The organism is Nonomuraea sp. PA05 (assembly GCF_008086045.1).
Classification (GTDB): Bacteria; Actinomycetota; Actinomycetes; order Streptosporangiales; family Streptosporangiaceae; genus Nonomuraea; species Nonomuraea monospora.
In genome coordinates this window covers 20667-39688 of the sequence record NZ_VSEY01000046.1, presented here as the reverse complement: position 1 = coordinate 39688, position 19022 = coordinate 20667, and the positions used below count along the sequence as shown (strand labels likewise).

At 70.7% G+C, this 19022-nt stretch carries 21 protein-coding genes; 17 read left to right on the top strand and 4 right to left on the bottom strand.

All coding sequences use genetic code 11. The annotated features are described in order from the left end of the window. The first annotated feature begins 39 nt into the window (after positions 1-39). The 8 genes from FXF51_RS48855 (at position 40) to FXF51_RS48820 (ending at position 6052) form a co-directional block, all read left to right on the top strand. Complete coding sequence (locus FXF51_RS48855) at positions 40-822, top strand: phosphatase (protein WP_148441676.1); 783 nt, start codon at positions 40-42, stop codon at positions 820-822. Between the two features lie 312 nt (positions 823-1134). Then, a complete protein-coding gene (locus FXF51_RS48850) occupies positions 1135-1338 on the top strand; it encodes a helix-turn-helix domain-containing protein (protein ID WP_026214222.1) in 204 nt (67 codons plus the stop codon). Between the two features lie 174 nt (positions 1339-1512). Next, complete coding sequence (locus FXF51_RS48845) at positions 1513-1611, top strand: 30S ribosomal protein bS22 (RefSeq protein WP_018654693.1); 99 nt, start codon at positions 1513-1515, stop codon at positions 1609-1611. 22 nt (positions 1612-1633) lie between these two features. Next, entirely contained in the window at positions 1634-2629 is a 996-nt protein-coding gene (locus FXF51_RS48840; RefSeq protein ID WP_148441675.1) for an NAD-dependent epimerase/dehydratase family protein, read from the top strand. Beyond that, complete coding sequence (locus FXF51_RS48835) at positions 2626-3546, top strand: lysophospholipid acyltransferase family protein (RefSeq protein WP_262380358.1); 921 nt, start codon at positions 2626-2628, stop codon at positions 3544-3546. Before FXF51_RS48840 ends, FXF51_RS48835 begins: the two co-directional genes overlap by 4 nt. A gap of 67 nt (positions 3547-3613) precedes the next feature. Further along, positions 3614-4399, top strand: a complete 786-nt coding sequence (locus tag FXF51_RS48830) for an SDR family NAD(P)-dependent oxidoreductase (RefSeq protein ID WP_148441674.1) — start codon at positions 3614-3616, stop codon at positions 4397-4399. A 58-nt stretch (positions 4400-4457) separates the two neighbouring features. Next, on the top strand, positions 4458-5036 hold the full coding sequence (locus tag FXF51_RS48825; RefSeq protein WP_148441673.1) for an RNA polymerase sigma factor: 579 nt from the start codon (positions 4458-4460) through the stop codon (positions 5034-5036). A 2-nt stretch (positions 5037-5038) separates the two neighbouring features. Beyond that, positions 5039-6052 (top strand): LCP family protein, encoded by a 1014-nt coding sequence (locus tag FXF51_RS48820; protein ID WP_148441672.1) that lies wholly within the window; start codon positions 5039-5041, stop codon positions 6050-6052. 7 nt (positions 6053-6059) lie between these two features. Here FXF51_RS48820 and FXF51_RS48815 read toward each other — a convergent pair whose 3' ends face one another. From FXF51_RS48815 to FXF51_RS48805, 3 genes are read right to left on the bottom strand one after another with little or no spacing between them, the layout of a single operon-like run. Next, the gene (locus FXF51_RS48815) at positions 6060-6929 is read right to left on the bottom strand and encodes an HAD family hydrolase (protein WP_148441671.1); all 870 of its coding nucleotides are present in this window, start codon (positions 6927-6929) and stop codon (positions 6060-6062) included. 18 nt (positions 6930-6947) lie between these two features. Then, positions 6948-7583: a DUF5667 domain-containing protein gene (locus tag FXF51_RS48810; protein ID WP_148441670.1), complete on the bottom strand. Its 636-nt coding sequence runs from the start codon at positions 7581-7583 to the stop codon at positions 6948-6950. A 59-nt stretch (positions 7584-7642) separates the two neighbouring features. Then, a complete protein-coding gene (locus FXF51_RS48805) occupies positions 7643-8305 on the bottom strand; it encodes a sigma-70 family RNA polymerase sigma factor (RefSeq protein WP_148441669.1) in 663 nt (220 codons plus the stop codon). Positions 8306-8484: 179 nt separating this feature from the next. Here FXF51_RS48805 and FXF51_RS48800 point away from each other — a divergent pair, with 179 nt between their 5' ends. Further along, positions 8485-10011, top strand: coding sequence for a putative quinol monooxygenase (locus tag FXF51_RS48800; RefSeq protein ID WP_148441668.1), 1527 nt, complete (start codon positions 8485-8487; stop codon positions 10009-10011). Here the strand turns inward: FXF51_RS48800 and FXF51_RS48795 are convergent. Beyond that, on the bottom strand, positions 10001-10237 hold the full coding sequence (locus tag FXF51_RS48795) for a glutaredoxin family protein (protein WP_148441667.1): 237 nt from the start codon (positions 10235-10237) through the stop codon (positions 10001-10003). The two genes, FXF51_RS48800 and FXF51_RS48795, sit on opposite strands and share 11 nt — an antisense overlap. Before the next feature lie 115 nt (positions 10238-10352). Between FXF51_RS48795 and FXF51_RS48790 the strand changes: the two genes are divergently transcribed. The 8 genes from FXF51_RS48790 to FXF51_RS48755 all read left to right on the top strand — a co-directional run bounded on the left by FXF51_RS48790 (position 10353) and on the right by FXF51_RS48755 (position 19008). Further along, on the top strand, positions 10353-11030 hold the full coding sequence (locus FXF51_RS48790) for a redox-sensing transcriptional repressor Rex (protein WP_148441666.1): 678 nt from the start codon (positions 10353-10355) through the stop codon (positions 11028-11030). Then, on the top strand, positions 11027-12283 hold the full coding sequence (locus FXF51_RS48785) for a glutamyl-tRNA reductase (RefSeq protein WP_148441665.1): 1257 nt from the start codon (positions 11027-11029) through the stop codon (positions 12281-12283). Before FXF51_RS48790 ends, FXF51_RS48785 begins: the two co-directional genes overlap by 4 nt. Then, entirely contained in the window at positions 12280-13200 is a 921-nt protein-coding gene (hemC, locus tag FXF51_RS48780; RefSeq protein WP_148441664.1) for a hydroxymethylbilane synthase, read from the top strand. The genes FXF51_RS48785 and hemC overlap by 4 nt, the downstream gene beginning before the upstream one ends. A 35-nt stretch (positions 13201-13235) precedes the next feature. Continuing rightward, on the top strand, positions 13236-14741 hold the full coding sequence (locus FXF51_RS48775; RefSeq protein WP_148441663.1) for a uroporphyrinogen-III synthase: 1506 nt from the start codon (positions 13236-13238) through the stop codon (positions 14739-14741). Further along, positions 14738-15721 carry a porphobilinogen synthase gene (gene hemB / locus FXF51_RS48770; RefSeq protein ID WP_148441662.1) on the top strand — a complete coding sequence of 328 codons (984 nt, stop codon included), beginning with the start codon at positions 14738-14740 and terminating at the stop codon, positions 15719-15721. Before FXF51_RS48775 ends, hemB begins: the two co-directional genes overlap by 4 nt. Positions 15722-15886: 165 nt before the next feature. Continuing rightward, positions 15887-16528 (top strand): bifunctional DNA primase/polymerase, encoded by a 642-nt coding sequence (locus tag FXF51_RS48765; protein WP_148441661.1) that lies wholly within the window; start codon positions 15887-15889, stop codon positions 16526-16528. A 63-nt stretch (positions 16529-16591) separates the two neighbouring features. Further along, positions 16592-17881: a glutamate-1-semialdehyde 2,1-aminomutase gene (hemL, locus tag FXF51_RS48760; RefSeq protein ID WP_148441660.1), complete on the top strand. Its 1290-nt coding sequence runs from the start codon at positions 16592-16594 to the stop codon at positions 17879-17881. Between the two features lie 206 nt (positions 17882-18087). Continuing rightward, complete coding sequence (locus FXF51_RS48755; RefSeq protein WP_148441659.1) at positions 18088-19008, top strand: LysR family transcriptional regulator; 921 nt, start codon at positions 18088-18090, stop codon at positions 19006-19008. The last annotated feature ends 14 nt before the right edge of the window (positions 19009-19022 follow it).

Here is a 19022-nt window from a genome sequence, read left to right as displayed (position 1 = left end):
CGCACGGCCTCGCTCCTGAAGCCTGACGAGGAAGAACCAGTGCTGAGCCGCGACGAACTCCGAGATCATCTTGTATACAGCCGCATCGCCGGCGATGTCGCGACCCCCCGCGAGAACAACCTGGACCACTACAGCTCGCTGGCCAACGGCGATCCGTACTACGCGCTGGGCCTGACCTTCGACCAGCCGTGGCCGTACCGCGACATCCTGGCCCTGATGGCCAAGTCCGCGGGCGTGGTCGCCGACCCCGGCCACCGCTGGGGCCAGGACACCATCGACCCCGACCTGACGATCGACGCGATCGACGCGATGGCCGAGCGCATCGCCGCGGTGCTGTCGCGGCCGCAGCCGCGCATTCTCTTCGCCACCGGGCACCCCACCGGCATCCTGGCCATCCATCTGCCGCTGGCCGCCTTCTGCGCGGCGCGGGGCGCCCAGTTGCTCTCGCCCGCCGAGGGCTGGACGTACGCGGGGTCGGGTTTCGGACGGGCCAGAAGGATCCGTTATCTCCAGGACGTCGCCATGCTCGACGACAGGGGCGCGCTGGTGCACACGCACGACGCCGCGCCGATGCGGCACATGCTGCACGAGCTGTACGACGAGCTTCCCGACCTCGTGATCGCCGACCACGGCTGGGCGGGAGCGGCGGGTGAGGCTGGTGTGCCGACGGTGGCGTTCGCCGACTGCAACGACCCCGGGCTCTTCGTCGGGGAGGCGGAAGGCAAGCTTGACGTGGTCGTGCCACTCGACGACAACGTGCTACCTCGCTACTACGCTCCGTTGACCGACAGATTGGTCACAGGAGTCTCACAAGCCCTTTGAGTCTAATTCGGTCATCCGCATACCGTCTTTTCGCGCCTGCATTCCAAGAGGCTCGCTGTCCCTTTGCCAACTTTTGATGGGGCTCCGGCGACTCTTATGTGTGGCAACTTGGACAGTTCCAACGTCCAGGTGCGGTGCTCGGCCAGGCTGCTGGCCAGCGATTTCGCTGGTTCGGCTGACAGGTGGCTCCGTCGATTGAGAAACTAGGGGGTTTGCGCACTCGGAGTCCCGACTTACGCTGACGGCAGTACACGTGCGTGAGCAATGGCACCAGTGGGGATAACCCGGAAACACGTGCGGAAGAGGCGTCCGATGGGTGCAGGCGAAAGACCTCTCAGCGAGGTGAAGTTCCTGACCGTCGCAGAAGTGGCGACGGTCATGAGGGTGTCCAAGATGACGGTGTACCGGCTCGTCCACTCGGGTGAGCTGCCGGCCATCAGAGTCGGCCGATCGTTCAGGGTGCCTGAGCAGGCGGTACACGACTATCTGCGGGAGGCCTACATCGAGGCAGGTTGACGTAGCGACACGCCCAGTCGTGTCGTGAGTGCTCTCGCGGGAGAGGCCCGGTCGCCGCAGGTGCGACCGGGCTCTCACCCCCCGAGGGGCGATCTACCGTGGATCGCCGGTAGTCTGTGAGCCGGTGTGCGCTCGCACTCCGGTTCATACTTGCTATCAGTACCTGGGGGTCCCGTGGGCTCTGTGATCAAGAAGCGCCGCAAGCGGATGGCTAAGAAGAAGCACCGCAAGCTGCTCAAGAAGACGCGCATCCAGCGGCGCAACAAGAAGTAATCGACGCAGCTGCGAGGCGCTGATGACCCACACCGTGCTTGTCACCGGGGTCTCGCGCCACATAGGCGCCCGGGTGGCGAGTGCCCTGGCGGCAGACCCGGACATCAGCCGTGTCATAGGAGTGGACACCGTGCCGCCCCCCTCGCTGACGCGAGACGGCGGCATCTCTCTCGGCCGGACGGAGTTCGTCCGGGTCGATCTGCGCAGCCCCGACATCGCTCAGGTGATCGCGGCCGCGGACATCGACACCGTTGTGCACATGAGCCTGGTCAGCGCTCCGACGAGGAGCGGTGGCAGGGCGGCCATGAAGGAGCACAACGTCATCGGCACCATGCAACTGCTCGGTGCCTGCCAGCGGTCGGCGACCGTGCGGCGCGTGGTGGTGCGCTCCACCACCGCCGTCTACGGCTCGTCGCCCCGCGATCCCGCGGTGTTCACCGAAGGCCTGGAGCCGCACGACGGCCCCATCCACGGCTACGCCAAGGACGCGGCCGAGGTCGAGGGCTACGTGCGGGGCTTCGCCCGGCGCCGCCCCGACGTGGTCGTCTCGCTGCTGCGCTTCGCCAACTTCATGGGCCCAGGGGTCGACTCGCCGCTGACCCGATACTTCACCCAGCCGGTGCTGCCGACCGTGTTCGGCTTCGACCCGCGGCTGCAGTTCGTCCACGAGGACGACGCGGTCGAGGTGCTGCGCCGGATGGCGACCGAGAACCACCCCGGCACGTACAACGTGGCCGGGTCAGGCGTGCTGCTCCTGTCGCAGTGTGCCAGGAGGGCCGGGCGGCCGACGCTGCCGCTCTTCTCGCCCGCGTTCAAGGTGCTGGGCGGCGCCGTGCGCCGGATCGGGCTCGTGGAGTACTCCCCCGAGCAGGTCCGCCTGATGTGCCACGGGCGCGCGGTGGACATCGCCATGCTGGAGGCGGAGCTGGGCTGGAAGCCCAAGTTCACCACCGGCGCGGCCTTCGACGACTTCCTGCGCTCTCGCGGCCTGCGGCCGCTCGGAGGTGTGCGCGCGTGAGCGTCCCCCATGAGGAAGAGGCCCGCGTGATCCCGATCAGCGCGGCTCCGTCCTTCGAACAGCCCCCGTCGGCGGACGAACTGGCCGACCACCTCGCCAGGCTGCTGTCCTTCCTGCGCAGGCGGATCGCCGGCGACTACGAGGTCGACGAGTTCGGCTACGACGCCGAGCTGACCGACAAGGTGGTGCTGGAGCTCATCAGGCCGCTCTACCACCACTGGTTCAGGGTCGAGACGGTCGCGCTGAAGAACATCCCCGACGACAGCGGCGCGCTGGTCGTCGCCAACCACTCCGGCACGCTGCCGCTCGACGCGCTGATGCTGCAGGTGGCGCTGCACGACGAGGCACGCAGGCCGCTGCGGCTGCTCGGCGCCGACCTGGTCTACCAGCTTCCGCTGCTCAGCCACCTGGCCCGCAAGACCGGCCACACGCTGGCCTGCCGCGAGGACGCCGACCGGCTGCTGCGCAAGGGCGAGCTGGTCGGGGTGTTCCCCGAGGGCTTCAAGGGCGTCGGCAAGCCGTTCTCCGAACGTTACAAGCTGCAGCGCTTCGGCCGCGGCGGCTTCGTGGCCTCGGCCATCCGCGCGGGGGTGCCCATCGTGCCCACCGCGATCGTCGGGGCCGAGGAGATCTACCCCAAGATCGGCGACCTGAAGACCGTGGCCAGGATGCTGGGGCTGCCCTACCTGCCGATCACCCCGTTCTTCCCGCTGCTGGGGCCGCTCGGGCTGGTGCCGCTGCCGTCCAAGTGGATGATCGAGTTCGGCGAGCCGATCCGCACGGACGAGTACGAGCCGTCCGCCGCCGACGACCCCATGCTGGTCTTCAACCTCACCGACCACGTGCGCGAGGTCATCCAGCAGTTGCTCAACGAGCTGCGGCTGCGCAGGGGGCACGCCTTCCCGCCGTTCCTGTGACGATCGGGGTGCAACCACCCCGGGCCCGCCGGTGTTCTCCGCTCGGAACAACACCGAAGGGAAACTCATGGATCTGCAGCTTTCCGGCCGAGTCGCCGTCGTCACCGGCGCGTCCAAGGGCATCGGCCTGGCCGTCGCGCGCACCCTGGCCGAGGAGGGCGCCCACGTGGTCGCCGCGTCGCGCACGCCCGCCGACGCCAAGGCGGTGCACGTGGCGGTGGACCTCATGGACCCCGACGCGCCCGCCCGGGTGGTGGCGCGGGCCGTGGAGGAGTTCGGCGGGGTGGACATCCTGGTCAACAACGCCGGCGGGCCGCCGCCCGGGGCGACGCTGCCGCGGGCCGGGTTCATGACGCCGGATGACGCGGACTGGGCGGCGATGTTCGAGTTCAACCTGTTCTCGGCGGTGCGGATGATCCGCGCCGCGGTGCCGTCCATGCTGGAGCGTGGTGGCGGCTCGATCGTCAACGTCTCCTCCACCATGGGCAGGCAGGCCGGCGCCGTGAACGTCGACTACAGCGCCGCCAAGGCCGCGGTGCGGGCGCTGAGCAAGTCGCTGTCCGCCGAGTACGCCCCCCAGGGCATCAGGGTCAACACCGTCACGCCCGGTGCGGTGCTGACGGACTGGTGGACCAGGGAGGGCGGCGCGGCCGAGGTCTTCGGCAGCATGGTCGGCGCCGACAGGGACAGCGTGCTCACCGAGGTCGCTCCTACGATGATGGGGCTGGCCACCGGCCGGCTTGTGCACCCGCAGGAGATCGCCGACGCGGTCGCGCTGCTCGCCTCGCCCCGCTCCGGCAGCACGACGGGCGCCGAGTTCGTGATCGACGGGGGGCAGCTCAAGGAGATCTGAACCCGATCGGCGGGTTGTGGCGAGACATCCGTGACCGATCCCCCACAGAAGGGCGGAGATGATCACGCAACCCGCCGTCAGGGGTGCGGACGCCGACCTCGTCAGGGCCTCGTGGACGGAACCCGAGGCCTTCGCCGAGCTCTTCGACCGCTACTCCGCCATGCTCTACCGATACGTCTCCCGCCGCCTCGGCCCCGAGCCCGCCGAGGACCTCGTCGGCGAGACGTTCCTGGTGGCCTTCTCCCGCAGGAAGAGCTACGACCTGGCGTACACGGACGCCAGGCCGTGGCTCTTCGGCATTCTCACCAAGCTCGTCTCCCGCCACCACCGCACCGAGGCGGCCCGCTACCGGGCCCTGCTGCGCGCCCCTGTGGAGTCGGAGGTGGAGTCGCCCGCCGACCGGGTCGCGGCCGGGGTGACCGCCCAGGCCGTGCGCGGCGAGCTGGCAGGCGCCCTGGCGGCGCTGCCCGCCAAGGACCGCGACGTGCTGCTGCTGATCGCCTGGGGCGATCTGACGTACGAGGAGGCCGCGCGGGCGCTCGGCATCCCCGTGGGAACCGTGCGCTCCCGCCTCAACAGGGGCAGGCGGAAGGTACGTGCCGCGCTCGGCGACGCCAACCCGATGGAGGAGGAGTGACGATGGACGACCTGAAGCTGCTCCGCGACCTCGGGGCGCAACTGGAGCGCCAGCCGCCGTCCACCTTGGTCAGGCAGCGGGAGCGCCTGCTGAGCGGCGCCCGCCCCCGGCGCAGGTGGTCCGCGTGGTGGACGGCCGGTCTGGTGGCCGCCGCCACGGCCGCCGCCGTAGGGATGCCCGTGGCGTTCGTCGCCGCCCAGTACACGGCCGCCCCGCCCGCCGGGACGGACACGGTGGACATGAGCGGCACCAGGAACGTGCTGGTGATCGGCTCCGACACGCGTGAGGGAGCGGGCAACGAGCAGTACGGCCCCGAGTCGGCCAGGCAGAACGTGGGCCAGCGGTCCGACACCATCATGATCGTGCACGTCCCCGCGGACCGGGGCAGGGCCACCGCGATCAGCGTCTCGCGCGACACCATCGCCAGGATCCCCCGCTGCGGCTCGGAGCCCGCCAGGACCGACATGATCAATTCGGCCTACGCCAAGGGCGGCGCGTCCTGCCTCAGGGCGACGCTGGAGAAGCTGACGGGGCTGCGGCTGCACCACACGGTCGACGTGGACTTCGCCGGGTTCAAGAAGATGGTGGACGCCATCGGCGGCGTGACCGTCAAGCTTCCACAGCCTGTGGACGACCCGGCCGCGAAGCTGAAGCTGCCCGCGGGCGAGAGGCTGCTCAACGGGGAGCAGGCGCTGGGCTACGTACGCATGCGCCGCTACGGCGACGGCTCCGACATCGCGCGGATCAAGCGGCAGCAGGAGGTGGTGCTGGCCATGCTGCGCAAGGCGCAGCAGCAGGTGACCGCCGACCCGGGGAGGCTCGGCGCCTTCCTCGACGAGCTGCGCCAGGGCGTGCGGACGGATCTGAGCCCGGAGGAGATGTACGAGCTGGGCAAGCAGCTCCAGGAGGTCAGGATGACCGTCGTGGCGGTGCCGTGGGAGCCCTACCCGGGCGACCCCAGCCGCGTCCGGTGGAAGCAGCCGGAGGCGGGCGAGCTGTTCGCCTCGCTGCGGTAGCGGGAGCTCAGCGGCGGTAGTGGCGGCGCAGGGCGATGCCCGCCGCCACGCCGCCCGCCACCGCACCCACGCCGGCCGCGATGGGCAGGGCCGTCATCGTGGCCTTGCGGCCGGTGCGGAAGTCTCTGATCTGCCAGTCGTGCTTCCTGGCGTGCTCGCGCAGCTCGCTGTCGGGGTTGATCGCCACGGCGGTGCCGACCAGCGACAGCATGGGCAGGTCGTTGGCGGAGTCGCTGTAGGCGGTGCAGCGGGTGAGGTCGAGGCCCTCCCTGCGGGCCAGCGCGCGCACCGCCTCGGCCTTGGCGGGCCCGTGGAGCAGGTCGCCGACCAGCCGCCCGGTGTAGACGCCGTTGCTGGTCTCGGCGACGGTGCCGAGCGCGCCGGTGAGGCCGAGCCGCTGCGCGATCACCCTGGCCAGCTCGATCGGGGTGGCGGTGACCAGCCAGACCCGCTGGCCGGCGTCGAGGTGGTGCTGGGCGAGTGCGCGGGTGCCGCCCCAGATGCGGTCGGCCATGACCTCGTCGTAGATCTCCTCGCCGAGGCGCACGACGTCGTCGACCTTGGCGCCGGCCACGAACGCCAGCGCCGTCTCCCTGGCCACCGCGATGTGCTCCGGGTTCTCGTTGCCGCGCAGCCGGAACACCGCCTGCCCCACCGCGAACTTGAACAGGTCGGAGGTGGTGAACAGCCCGCGCGTGGCCAGCCCCCTGGCGAAGTGGTAGATCGAGGCGCCGCGCATCATCGTGTTGTCGACGTCGAAGAAGGCCGCCGCGTCAAGATCCGGCTCGACGGGGGCGACGGTGACCGCGGCCTGCGCCGCGACCTCGCCGGCGACCTCCGGCCGTTGGTCCTGTCGTCGTCGCATAAGCCGCCACATGGGCTTCAGCTTACTTTCCTACTCAGGGGCGACCAGCCCCTCGATGTAGTCGAGATAGCCCTCGGCCTGGGCGAGCTGGTCGTCGTCGAGCTCCTGGAGCATGGGCGTGACGGCCTCCTCCTGCTCCCGGGCGAACTTCTTGATCTTCGGGGATCGGGGCTCGGCCCGTTCGAGCCTGTCGATGCCCGCGCGAGTGGACTCCTCCATGTCCTTGAGCGTCTTGTCGACCAGCGGGCCGTCGGCGGAGGAGCCCAGCAGGCTGGCGACCTCCCTGGCCCGGGTCTTGGCCGAGTCCAGCTCGCGCTCGCCGCGTTCCGCGTCGTCGGAGCTGAGGTGCACGAGCGTGGTCTCGGCGGCGCGCTTGAGCGGGTACAGCGAGTCGCCGGGCACGGCCTGGTAGGTCGCGAAGGAGGAGATCATCAAAGCCGCGGCCAGCCCCACGGCGGCGAGCTGGGACAGCACCGGCCGGTGCCGCGGCCGCCGCCGGCGACCGCGCGCGGGGGCGGGCTCCGGCTCGGCCTCCAGCGCGCCGGCCAGCAGCTCGGCGCGCAGCCGCTCCTTGAACGCGGTGCCGGGAGCGCCGCCGAGAGGCAGCTCCCGCAGCTCGGTGAGCTGCTCCAGCACGCGTTCGCGCCGCCTGCGCGCCCTACTCATGACGGCTCCCTGACCGACACGGCCATGACACCTGCTTAACGAGGGGCGGATGGTGGAGGTTACGCCAGGTCGTGCTTGAGAGCCCTGGCCAGCGCTCGTACGGCACGGAACTGCAGCGCTTTGATCGCTCCACTCTTCTTCCCCATGATCAGCGCGGTTTCCGCGAGCGAGAGGCCGTGCAGGAAGCGCAGGACGACGCATTCCTGTTGTTCGGGATTGAGGTCGCGTACGGCACGCAGGACCCGGTCGTTGATGATGGCCGTGACCACGGCGTTCTCGGGGATGTGCGAGCCGTCGAGCGGAACGTCGATGACCTCCCCCGTCGGGATCTCCAGCCGGTAGCGCCCCGACTTGAAGTGGTCGGTCACCAGGTTTCTGGCGATGGTCACCAGCCAGGCGCCGAAGTCGCGGCCCTGCCAGGTGAAGTCGCCGATCCTGCGCAGTGCCCGCAGGAACGTCTCGCTGGTGAGGTCCTCGGCCAGCGGGTGCGAGCCGACGCGGAAGTAGATGTAGCGGTAGACGAGGTCCACGTAGCGGTCGTAGAGCGTGCCAAAGGACTGCGTGCAGCCGTTCTTGGCGTGCATGACGAGCGTGCGGAGGTCGTCCTGGGCGTCTTCATGCCCGGCGTCGCGCGCGTCTTCGCGCACGGCGAACTCGCCCGTCCGGGCAGGTCCAGCTACCGCTGGCGCCAGCAGCCCGGCGAACGGCGACGAGTCAGGCATCCGGTATCCCTAGGGGTAAGGGGTGCGGCGTGCTCGAACACTCTAGAAATCAACCGGAAAATCCACAATCCACGGAAGTCATGCATGACTAGGCGTAATCGGCAGATACCGTGGTGGACCGACCCGTTCCCTCTTCGGCTACCGGCTGGGAGGCATCGTCCGGCAGCATTGGAGTCACCATGGAGATCCTCGTTGCTGTCATAGCTCTCGCCGGTGCGCTCCTGGCCGCCGTCACGACCGTCGCCCTGATTCAACGACTGCGTGACGAGCCTGAGGGGTGGTTGATCGCCTGGACCGTTGCAGTCGCCGGCCTGTGCCTGTCACTGACTGTGATCGCCATCGGTTACCTGCTCGGGTTCGGCGGCGTCACGTTCCGGATCTACCAGATCACGGGAGCGCTGGTGGCGCCGCTCTGGCTGGCGATCGGCCTGGTGCAGTTGCTGTCGGAGAAGGTGCCGCCCAGGTTCCTGGCGTGGCTGCTCGGCATCGCGCTGACCTTCGTCTCCGTCGTCATCATGGTCTGGGACCCGCTGAAGACCGACGACATGGGCAAGTCCCTGCCCTCCGCCTCGACCCACTGGAACGTCTTCCCCGGCTACCTGCTGACCGGCGCGCACGTGGTCGCGCTGATCGTCATGCTGGCGATGCTGGTGGTGGCCGGGATCAAGTGGCGCAACGGCGACGAGTACGACACCGACAACCTGCACGCGACCGTGGTCATCGTCCCGTCGGGGCTGGCGCTCGTGGGCGCGATGAGGTTCTCCGTGCCGCCGCTGTTCACCACGGCGCTGCTGGCCGTGGCCGCCGCCGCTGTCTGGTACACCGTGCTGCGGCCGCTGGCGCCGTACGAGGACGACGACGATGACGACTTCGATGACGACCGCGACGAGCGTCCCTCGCGCCGGGAGGAGCGCTCTCAGCGCCGCGAGGAGCGTCCCGCGGCGCTGGACGAGCGCCAGATGACGCCGGGCGGAGCTCACATGGGGCCGGGCGGGGGTCACAGCATGGGTCATATGGGGCCGGACGGGCGTCAGATGGCGCCGGCCGAGCGGCCGATGTTCCGCGACGAGCTGCCGCAGCAGGGCGGTCGCAGAGGCGAGCCCGTGCCCGCCGCCGACCTGCCGCCCGCGCCGCCGCGCCGCGCCTCGGGCCTCGGCGACCTGGTGGCCGAGTACCGGGCGGGCGACGAGGGCTACCGGCAGCGGGAGGTCGACTACGCGGCCCGCATGGCGGGGCAGCTCGACGACGGCCCCTCCACCGGCTACATCATGAACGGCGCCCCCCCGATGACGCCGCCCGCCCCCGCGACGGGCGCGATCTTCCCCGGAGCCGACCTGTTCTCACCCGCCCAGCAGCAGCCGGGCTCCGGCCGGCCCTCGCCGACCATCTACGGCCTGCTCACCGTCTTCACGATCGTCGACGGCGCGGGCGACGCGTTCGACCGGCTGGCCGAGGCCACCGTCGAGGCGGTGCGCCGCGGCGAGCCCGACACGCTCGTCTACGCCTGCCACGCGGTGAAGTCGGCGCCGCTGCAGCGCATCGTCTACGAGCTCTACCGCGACGAGGTCGCCTACCGCGACCACCAGCGCCAGCCGCACGTGGAGCGGTTCGTCAACGAGCGTCAGGCGATGGTGCTGGCCACGAACGTCATCGAGCTCAACGTCAACGCCGCGAAGGTGGTGCCGCTGCCCACCGTCACGTACTGAGCGCCGCCCTCAGCCGGGTCTCGTCCACTCGCCAGTAGTCGTGCTGCACCCCGTCGATCAGCGTGACGGGGATCATCTCCCAGTACTTGTCCCGCAACTCGTCGGAGGACTCGATGCTGACCTCCTCCCACGGCACGCCGAGCTCGCCCGCGACCCTGGCGATGACCTCGCGCGCGTCGTCACACAAGTGACAGCCGGGTTTGCCGAGCAACGTGATGCGATGCATACCGCAACCGTACCCCGCCGACTTTGTGCATCGGTTCACAAAGGGATTAACCTGAAAGACGGTTCGATTCCGTATACGCGGTCCCCAAGCCGCCCCTACCCTGGAGCACCGGCACGTGAAGAGCCCGTCCCAGCCCCGTGACCGCGGTATCCCCGAGGCGACGGTCGCCAGGCTTCCGCTGTACCTCAGGGCGCTGCACGGGATGGCCGAGCGGGGCATCGCCACCGTCAGCTCCGAGGACCTGGCCGTCGCCGCCGGGGTCAATTCCGCGAAGTTGCGCAAGGACCTGTCACATCTCGGCTCGTACGGCACGCGCGGCGTAGGCTATGACGTCGAGTACCTCGTCTATCAGATCTCCCGTGAGCTCGGTCTGACGCAAGACTGGGCGGTCGCGATCGTCGGAGTCGGTAACCTCGGCCGTGCGCTGGCCAACTACGGCGGCTTCGTCTCCCGGGGCTTCCGGGTCGCGGCGCTCGTGGACGCCGACCCCGAAGTGGTGGGCGACACCATAGCGGGATTGAATGTGGAGCACATCGACGACCTGGAAGCCGTGATCAAACGGCGTGGAGTATCGATCGTGGTTCTGGCGACACCGGCGGCAGCGGCGCAGGAAGTGTGCGATCGCGTGATCGCCGTGGGCGTCACCAGCATCCTGAACTTCGCTCCCGTGGTGCTCACCGTGCCCGACAGCGTCGATGTCCGTAAGGTCGATCTATCCATAGAACTGCAGATTCTCGCGTTCCACGAGCAACGCAAAGCTGGGGGGCCACTCATGGCGGTGGACAGTCAATGAGTGTTCTGGCTATCGGACTGAGCCACCGCACCGCGCCGGTGGCGCTGCTGGAGCGCGTCTCGGTGACGGGCGACGCTCTCGTCAAGCTCCTGCACGACGTGCAGCAGGATCCCTGCGTCGCGGAGGCCATGGTGGTCTCGACCTGCAACCGGGTCGAGGTCTACGTCACGGTCGACCGCTTCCACGCCGCCGTCACGGCCATCAGCAACCTCCTGGGCGTGCACTCCGGCGTCCCGGTCGAGGAGCTGACGCCGCACTTCTACGTGCACTACGAGGAGCGGGCGGTCGAGCACCTGTTCTCCGTGGTGTGCGGGCTCGACTCGATGGTGGTCGGCGAGGGCCAGATCCTCGGCCAGGTCCGCCAGGCGCTCAAGCTGGCGCAGCGCCAGGGCACCGTCGGCGCCACCCTCAACGAGCTGGTCCAGCAGGCGCTGCGGGTCGGCAAGCGGGCCCAGACCGACACCGGCATCGACAAGCACGGCGCCTCCCTCGTCACCGCCGGCCTGGCGCTGGCGGGCGAGCTGGCCGGGCGGCGCGCCCTGGTGATCGGCGCGGGCTCGATGAGCTCGCTGGCCGCCGCCACGCTGGCGCGCGCCGGGGTGAGCGACATCGTCGTGGCCAACCGCACGTACGAGCGGGGCGCCCGGCTGGCCGAGTCCGTCGGCGGGCGGGCGGTCGAGTTCGCCGCCGTGGCCGACGAGCTGGCCGGCGCCGACCTCGTCATCACCTGCACCGGCGCCGGGCGGCACATCATCACGCCCGGCATGCTCAGCAGGCCCGCGTTCCTGCTCGACCTGGCGCTGCCGCACGACGTCGACCCCGCGGTGCGCGCCGTGCCCGGCGTCACTCTGGTCGACCTGGAGACGATCCAGGAGTCCGGCATCGGCTCGCGCGAGGGCGACGCCGTGCAGTCCGTACGCGCCCTCGTCGCCGGGGAGCTGCGCGCCTACCTCGACGCCGAGCGGGCCGCCAAGGTCACCCCGACCGTGGTGGCGCTGCGCAGCAAGGCGGCCGGGGTGGTCGAGTCGGAGCTGGGCCGCCTGCTGATGCGCGTGCCCGACCTCGACGAGCGGGCCAGGGACGAGGTCGCGATGACCGTCCAGCGGGTGGTCGACAAGCTGCTTCACGAGCCCACTGTGCGTGTCAAGCAGCTCGCCGCCTGCCCAGGGGGCGATCATTATGCGGAAGCCCTGCGTGAGCTGTTCGATCTGGATCCGAAGGTGCCCGAGGCCGTGAGGGAGGTGGAGCTGTGACGTCGCGGTCCGGCGCGCTGCGGCTCGGAACCCGCCGCAGCCTCCTGGCGACCACGCAGTCCGGGATGGTGGCCGACGCCTATGTCGCGCGCACCGGCCGGGCCGTCGAGCTCGTCGGCGTCACGACGTTCGGCGACGTCACGAAGGCGCACCTGGCGCAGCTCGGCGGCACGGGCGTGTTCGTCAGCGCACTGCGCGACAAGCTGCTGGAGGACGAGGTCGACTTCGCCGTCCACTCGCTGAAGGACCTGCCGACCAAGCAGGACCCGCGCTTCACGCTGGCCGCGCTCCCGGCCCGCCACGACCACCGCGACGCGCTGGTGGGCACGCACAAGTTCGCCGACCTGGCCCCCGGGGCCAAGGTCGGCACCGGCTCGCCGCGCCGCGTCGCCATGCTCAGCGCGCTCCGTCCCGACCTCGAGTACGTCCCGATCCGCGGCAACGCCGACACGCGCATCGGCAAAGTCAATTCCGGCGAGCTCGACGCGGTCGTGCTGGCCACCGCCGGGCTCGACCGGCTCGGCCGCGACGCGGAGATCTCGCAGATCTTCGAGGTCGACGAGCTGCTGCCCGCGCCAGGCCAGGGCGCGCTGGCCGTGGAGTGCCGCGCCGACCGCGCCGACGTCGTCGAGTTCCTGCGGGTGCTCGACGACCCGCGGACCCGCTCCGCGGTGACCGCGGAACGGGCCCTGCTGGCCGCCCTGGAGGCCGGGTGCGCCGCTCCGGTGGGTGCGTTCGCGGTCGATGACGGGCAAACTCTGAACCTGACCGCCGTGGTCGTCTCCATCGACGGCCGCGAATCGGTCCGCAAGTCCGCCGCCGGCTCTCCTTCGGAGGCTGCGAACCTGGGCCGCCTCCTAGCGGCCGAGATGATCGCCGAAGGGGCCGACAGATTGATGGGGGAGCATTCCCATTGAGCTCCGATAGTCCAACCTCCGGTTTCGTCGCGTTCGTGGGCGCGGGTCCCGGCGACCCCAACCTGCTGACGCTCCGCGCCGCCGAGCTGCTCGCCAAGGCCGACGCGGTGGTGCTCGACGTCGAGACGCAAACCCCGCTGCTGCGCCACTGCCGTGAAGGCGTCGAGGTCGTCGAGGGCGACTTCGTGCAGCGCGCCGCACGGGGGCAGCTCGTGGTCCGCTTGATAGAGGGCGACCCGATGCTGTTCTCCTCGATCACCGAGGAGGCCGCGGCCTGCACCGCGGCGGAGGTGGACTTCGAGATCGTGCCCGGCGTGCCGCCCGCGACCGCCGTGCTCGCCTACGCGGGCATCCCGCCGGCGACGTCGGTGCCCGAGTTCCGCGTCGTGGACGCCGCCCAGGAGCAGGACTGGGCCGCCCACGCCGCCTGCCGCGGCACGCTGGTCGTCTACAACGGCATCGGCGACGCCGTGGCCATCGGCAAGGCGCTGATCGCCGGCGGCAAGCCCGACACCACGCCCGTCGCCGTCAGCAGCGGCGGCACCACCACCGAGCAGTACACCGTCGTGTCCTCGCTCGGCCGGCTCCAGGCCGACCTCAAGCACGCCGGCTTCACCGAGCCCGCGCTGATCGTGGTCGGCGACGCCGTGGGGCAGCGCGACAAGCTGTCGTGGTTCGAGACCAAGCCGCTGTTCGGCTGGCGGGTGCTGGTGCCCCGCACCAAGGAGCAGTCGCGCGCCATGTCCGAGCAGCTCGTCGCGTACGGCGCGGTGCCCGAGGAGGTGCCGACCATCTCGGTCGAGCCGCCCCGCACGCCGCAGCAGATGGACCGCGCGATCAAGGGCCTGGTCACGGGCCGCTACGAGTGGGTGGCCTTCACCAGCGCGAACGCCGTCAAAGCGGTGCGCGAGAAGTTCGAGGAGTACGGCCTCGACGCCCGCGCCTTCGCCGGGCTGAAGGTGGCCGCCGTGGGCGACGCCACCGCGCGCGCCCTGGTCGAGTTCGGCGTCAAGCCGGACCTGCTGCCCTCCGGCGAGCAGTCGTCCGAGGGGCTGGTGGCCGAGTGGCCGCCCTACGACTCGATGCTCGACCCGATCAACCGGGTGCTGCTGCCCCGGGCCGACATCTCCACCGACACGCTCGTGGCCGGGCTCACCGAGCTGGGCTGGGAGTGCGACGACGTCACCGCGTACCGCACCGTGCGGGCCGCCCCGCCGCCCGCGCCCATCCGCGAGGCCATCAAGGGCGGCGGCTTCGACGCCGTGCTCTTCACGTCCTCCTCCACGGTGCGCAACCTCGTGGGCATCGCGGGCAAGCCGCACAACGTCACCGTGATCGCGGTCATCGGACCGCAGACGGCCAAGACGGCCGAGGAGTTCGGGCTCCGGGTGGACGTCATGGCCGACAAGCCCTCAGCCTCCGCCCTGGCCGCCGCGGTGGCCGAGTTCGGAGCCAAGCAGCGCCAGGCGGCCCTGGCCGCGGGAGACACCCCCCGCAGGCCCTCCCAGAACCGCCGTGGCGCCAGAAGGAGAGCCAAATGAGCGCGCAATTCCCGGTCGCCCGTCCCAGGCGGCTGCGCCGTGATCCCGCGCTGCGCCGGATGGTGGCGGGCACCAGGCTGCACGCCGCCGACCTGATCCTGCCGATGTTCGCCAAGGAAGGCATCACCGAGCCGCAGCCCGTGGCGTCCATGCCGGGGGTCTACCAGCACACCCGCGACTCGCTGCGCAAGGCCGCCCACGACGCCGCCGAGGCGGGCGTGGGCGGCGTCATCCTGTTCGGCATCCCGGCGGTGAAGGACGCCCGCGGCTCGGCCGCCGACGACCCCGACGGGGTGCTGCAGGTGGCGCTGCGCGACGTGGCCGCCGAGGTGGGCGACTCGATCGTGGTGATGGCCGACACATGCCTCGACGAGTTCACCGACAACGGGCACTGCGGGATCCTCACCCCGTCCGGCGACGTGGACAACGACCTGACGCTGGAGCGCTACGCCTCGATCGCGGTGGCCCAGGTGGAGGCCGGGTCGCAGGTGGTGGCGCCGAGCGGGATGATGGACGGCCAGGTGGGCGCGATCAGGTCGGCGCTCGACGCCGCCGGTCACGGCGGCGTGCCGATCCTGGCCTACTCCGCCAAGTACGCCTCCGCCTTCTACGGCCCGTTCCGTGACGCCGCCGAGTGCGCGCCGCAGTTCGGCGACCGCAGCACCCACCAGCAGGACCCGGCGGGGCCGCTGCGGGAGGCGCTGCGCGAGGTCCGCCTCGACCTGGCGGAGGGCGCCGACATGGTGATGGTCAAGCCGGCGCTGGCCTACCTGGACGTCATCGCCCAGTTCCGCGCCGAGGTGGACGTGCCGGTGGCCGCCTACCAGGTCAGCGGCGAGTACGCGATGGTCGAGGCCGCCGCGGCCAACGGCTGGGTGGACCGGGAACGAATGATCATGGAGTCGCTGGTCGCGATCAAGCGGGCGGGCGCCGACATGATCTTGACATATTGGGCTACGGAAGTGGCACGAAGGCTCTAACCAAGGGGTTTCCCGTCAACTCATGGGGCCCGTGGGTTAGAGTTGCATGACAAGTGCTGGTGTGTCCCGCGTGTGCGTAGGTGCTTGCGGCAGGCCGTCGAACTCGGCTGCCGTCCGTGCGGTGTCGGGGCCTCCTCAGGCGCTGTGAGTCGAACGGGAGACACCATGGTGGGGGTACCACTGGCTCGGCGTACCAAAAAGCGGGCCCAGAAGCAGGCACGGCCGACACGCATCACGGCCGTGCTGGAGTACGCCGCCCTGGGGTGGCCCGTCGTGCCGGGAGCCCATCCGCTGAGCCACGGGCCGCGCGCGTGTTCCTGTGACCGCGTCGGCTGTCCCGACCCCGGCGCCCATCCGCTCTCGCCCGCCTGGCACATGCAGGCCACCACCGACACCACGCTGCTCACGCGCTGGTGGCAGGCCGAGCCGGAAGCCAATGTGATCCTGCCCACGGGGCGCGTGTTCGACGTCTTCGACGTACCCCTCACCTCCGGCCTGTCGGCCCTCACCCGGATCGACGCCGCCGACGCCCACTCAGGCCCGGTCGCCGCCAACGGCGACCGGGTCTTGTTCTACGTGGCCACCCGCGGCAACCCGGAGGACGAGGACGAGTGGTGGTCGTGCCAGCTCGACTGCGACCCCGCCACCATCGACGACACGCCGGGCCTGCGCTGGCACTGCCGCGACAGCTACGTCCTGGCCCCGCCCTCGACCCTGCCGAGCGGGCAGCACGTCTCCTGGCTGCGCCCGCCGGACGGCCGCCCGCTGCCCGACCCGCTGCGCATTCTGGAGTGGCTGGCCGACTGAGTGGGGAGGCGTCCTGGAGTGGCTGGCCGACTGAGCGCGAACCCGGGCGGATAACCTGTTCCGGTGAGCCGTACGCAGACTTCTGAGGCCCTGTTCGCCCGCGCCCGCCAGATCGTGCCCGGAGGCGTCAACTCGCCGGTGCGCGCGTTCAACTCGGTGGGCGGCACGCCGCGTTTCATGGCCTCGGGGCAGGGGCCGTACATCACCGACGTCGACGGCAACCGCTACGTCGATCTCGTGTGCTCCTGGGGCCCGATGATCCTCGGGCACCGCCATCCCGCCGTCGTGGAGGCCGTCGAGCGCGCCGTCGCGAGCGGGTTCTCCTACGGCACCGCCACGCGGGGTGAGGTGGAGCTGGCCGAGGAGATCGTCTCGCGGGTGGCCCCTGTGGAGAAGGTGCGGCTGGTCAGCTCGGGCACCGAGGCGACGATGAGCGCGGTGCGGCTGGCCAGGGGGTTCACCGGCAGGTCCAAGGTGATCAAGTTCGCGGGCTGCTACCACGGGCACGTGGACGCCCTGCTGGCCTCGGCGGGGTCGGGGGTGGCGACGTTCGGGCTGCCCGACACGCCAGGGGTGACCGGGGCGTCGGCGGCCGACACGATCGTGCTGCCGTACAACGACCTCGTGGCCGTCGAGGAGGCGTTCGCCGCCGCGGAGATCGCCTGTGTGATCACCGAGGCGTGCCCCGCCAACATGGGCGTGGTGCCGCCACGTGACGGCTTCAACGCGCGCCTGCGCGAGCTGTGCACCGCCAACGGCGCGCTGCTCATCGTGGACGAGGTGCTGACCGGCTTCCGGGTCTCCCCGGCGGGCTGGTACGGCCTCGACCCCGTGGACGCCGACCTGATGACGTTCGGCAAGGTCATGGGCGGCGGCCTGCCGGCGGCCGCGTTCGGCGGCCGGGCGGACGTGATGGCCAACCTCGCGCCCGAGGGCCCCGTCTACCAGGCGGGCACGCTGTCGGGCAACCCGCTGGCCTGCGCGGCCGGGCTGGCCACGCTGCGGGCGATGGACGCCGAGGCGTACGCCCGCGTGGACGCGGCGGCGCTCAAGGTGGGCGACCTGGCCGCCGAGGCGCTGGCCAAGGCGGGGGTGCCGCACCGGCTGCAGCGGGCGGGCAGCCTGTTCTCGATCTTCTTCACCGACGCCGAGGTGACGACCTTCGCCGAGGCCAAGACGCAGAACACCGCGGCCTTCACCGCGTTCTTCCACGCCATGCTCGACCAGGGCGTCTACCTGCCGCCGTCGGCGTACGAGGCGTGGTTCCTGTCGGCCTCGCACGATGACGAGGCGCTGGGCCGGGTGGCGGAGGCGCTGCCGGCCGCCGCGGAGGCGGCCGCCGCCACCCTGTGAACGACGAGGCGCGGGTGTCGTCTCAGCGAGCGGGCTTCTGGTAACGAATGCGCTGCTCGCGGGCCTGCTCGGCCAGGGTCTTGAGGTACGACACGGAGCTGGTCTGCTGCTTCTTCGTCTTGAGGATTCTCATGCAACTATTTTCGTCTGCTACACATTGAACGACAAGCGAGACTTTCTACGCTAAACCGTTTAGGCTGGCTTACATGTTGGACCTGAACCGGCTCAAGGCTCTTCACGCAGTCCACGTCTACGGGTCGGTGGGCGCGGCGGCCGACGCGCTCATGGTCACGCCCTCGGCCGTCTCGCAGCAGATCGCCAAGCTGGAGCGCGAGACCGGGGCCCGGCTGATGGAGCGCAACGGGCGCGGCGTGCGCCTGACGGACGCGGCGGGCCTGCTGGCCGAGCACGCCGAGCGCATCCTCGCCCTGGTCGAGACCGCCGAGGCCGACTTCGAGGCGCTGCGCGGCGAGGTCGTCGGCCGGCTCAACGTCGGCGCCTTCCCGACCGCCACGCGCGGCCTCATGCCCGGCGCCCTGGTCTCGCTCAAGCAGCGCCATCCCGACCTGTGGGTGCAGCTCAACGAGCGCGAGCCGGAGCGGGTCGTGCGCGAGGTCGCCAGGGGCGAACTGGACCTGGGCGTGATCCAGGACTGGATGAACCGCCCCATGGCCATTCCCGAGGGCCTGTCCAAGGCCACTCTGCTCGACGACGTGGCCGACGTCGCCGTGCCCGCGGACCACCCGCTGGCGGGCGAGCGGGAGATCGAGCTGTCCGCCCTGCGCGGCGAGCAGTGGATCAGCGGCTCGCCCGGCACCGTCTGCCACGATTGGCTGGTCTTCACGCTCCGCAACGCCTCGCTGGAGCCGGTGATCGCCTGCATGGCCGACGAGTACCCGACCCAGCTCGCGCTGGTCGCGGCTGGTCTCGGCTGCGCCATCGTGCCGCGGCTCGGCCGCGACTGCGTGCCCGGCGGCGCGCGGCTCGTCCCGCTGCTCCCGCGCCAGTCGCGGCGCATCTACGCCGTGTGGCGCACCGACGCGGCCCGCCGCCCCGCCATCAGGGCCATGGTGGAGGCGCTGGCGGAGTCGAGCAGGAAACAGGAGAACGCCTGGGCGGTCAACTGAGCGACCGGGGGCGT

Bases quoted from the DNA above. Each gene is read 5' to 3' on its own strand.
- FXF51_RS48850 (WP_026214222.1), top strand. From the start codon at position 1,135: ATGGGTGCAGGCGAAAGACCTCTCAGCGAGGTGAAGTTCCTGACCGTC.
- FXF51_RS48840 (WP_148441675.1), top strand. From the start codon at position 1,634: ATGACCCACACCGTGCTTGTCACCGGGGTCTCGCGCCACATAGGCGCC.
- FXF51_RS48830 (WP_148441674.1), top strand. From the start codon at position 3,614: ATGGATCTGCAGCTTTCCGGCCGAGTCGCCGTCGTCACCGGCGCGTCC.
- FXF51_RS48825 (WP_148441673.1), top strand. From the start codon at position 4,458: ATGATCACGCAACCCGCCGTCAGGGGTGCGGACGCCGACCTCGTCAGG.
- FXF51_RS48820 (WP_148441672.1), top strand. From the start codon at position 5,039: ATGGACGACCTGAAGCTGCTCCGCGACCTCGGGGCGCAACTGGAGCGC.
- FXF51_RS48815 (WP_148441671.1), bottom strand. From the start codon at position 6,929: ATGTGGCGGCTTATGCGACGACGACAGGACCAACGGCCGGAGGTCGCC.
- FXF51_RS48810 (WP_148441670.1), bottom strand. From the start codon at position 7,583: ATGAGTAGGGCGCGCAGGCGGCGCGAACGCGTGCTGGAGCAGCTCACC.
- FXF51_RS48805 (WP_148441669.1), bottom strand. From the start codon at position 8,305: ATGCCTGACTCGTCGCCGTTCGCCGGGCTGCTGGCGCCAGCGGTAGCT.
- FXF51_RS48800 (WP_148441668.1), top strand. From the start codon at position 8,485: ATGGAGATCCTCGTTGCTGTCATAGCTCTCGCCGGTGCGCTCCTGGCC.
- FXF51_RS48795 (WP_148441667.1), bottom strand. From the start codon at position 10,237: ATGCATCGCATCACGTTGCTCGGCAAACCCGGCTGTCACTTGTGTGAC.
- FXF51_RS48785 (WP_148441665.1), top strand. From the start codon at position 11,027: ATGAGTGTTCTGGCTATCGGACTGAGCCACCGCACCGCGCCGGTGGCG.
- hemB (WP_148441662.1), top strand. From the start codon at position 14,738: ATGAGCGCGCAATTCCCGGTCGCCCGTCCCAGGCGGCTGCGCCGTGAT.
- FXF51_RS48765 (WP_148441661.1), top strand. From the start codon at position 15,887: ATGGTGGGGGTACCACTGGCTCGGCGTACCAAAAAGCGGGCCCAGAAG.
- FXF51_RS48755 (WP_148441659.1), top strand. From the start codon at position 18,088: ATGTTGGACCTGAACCGGCTCAAGGCTCTTCACGCAGTCCACGTCTAC.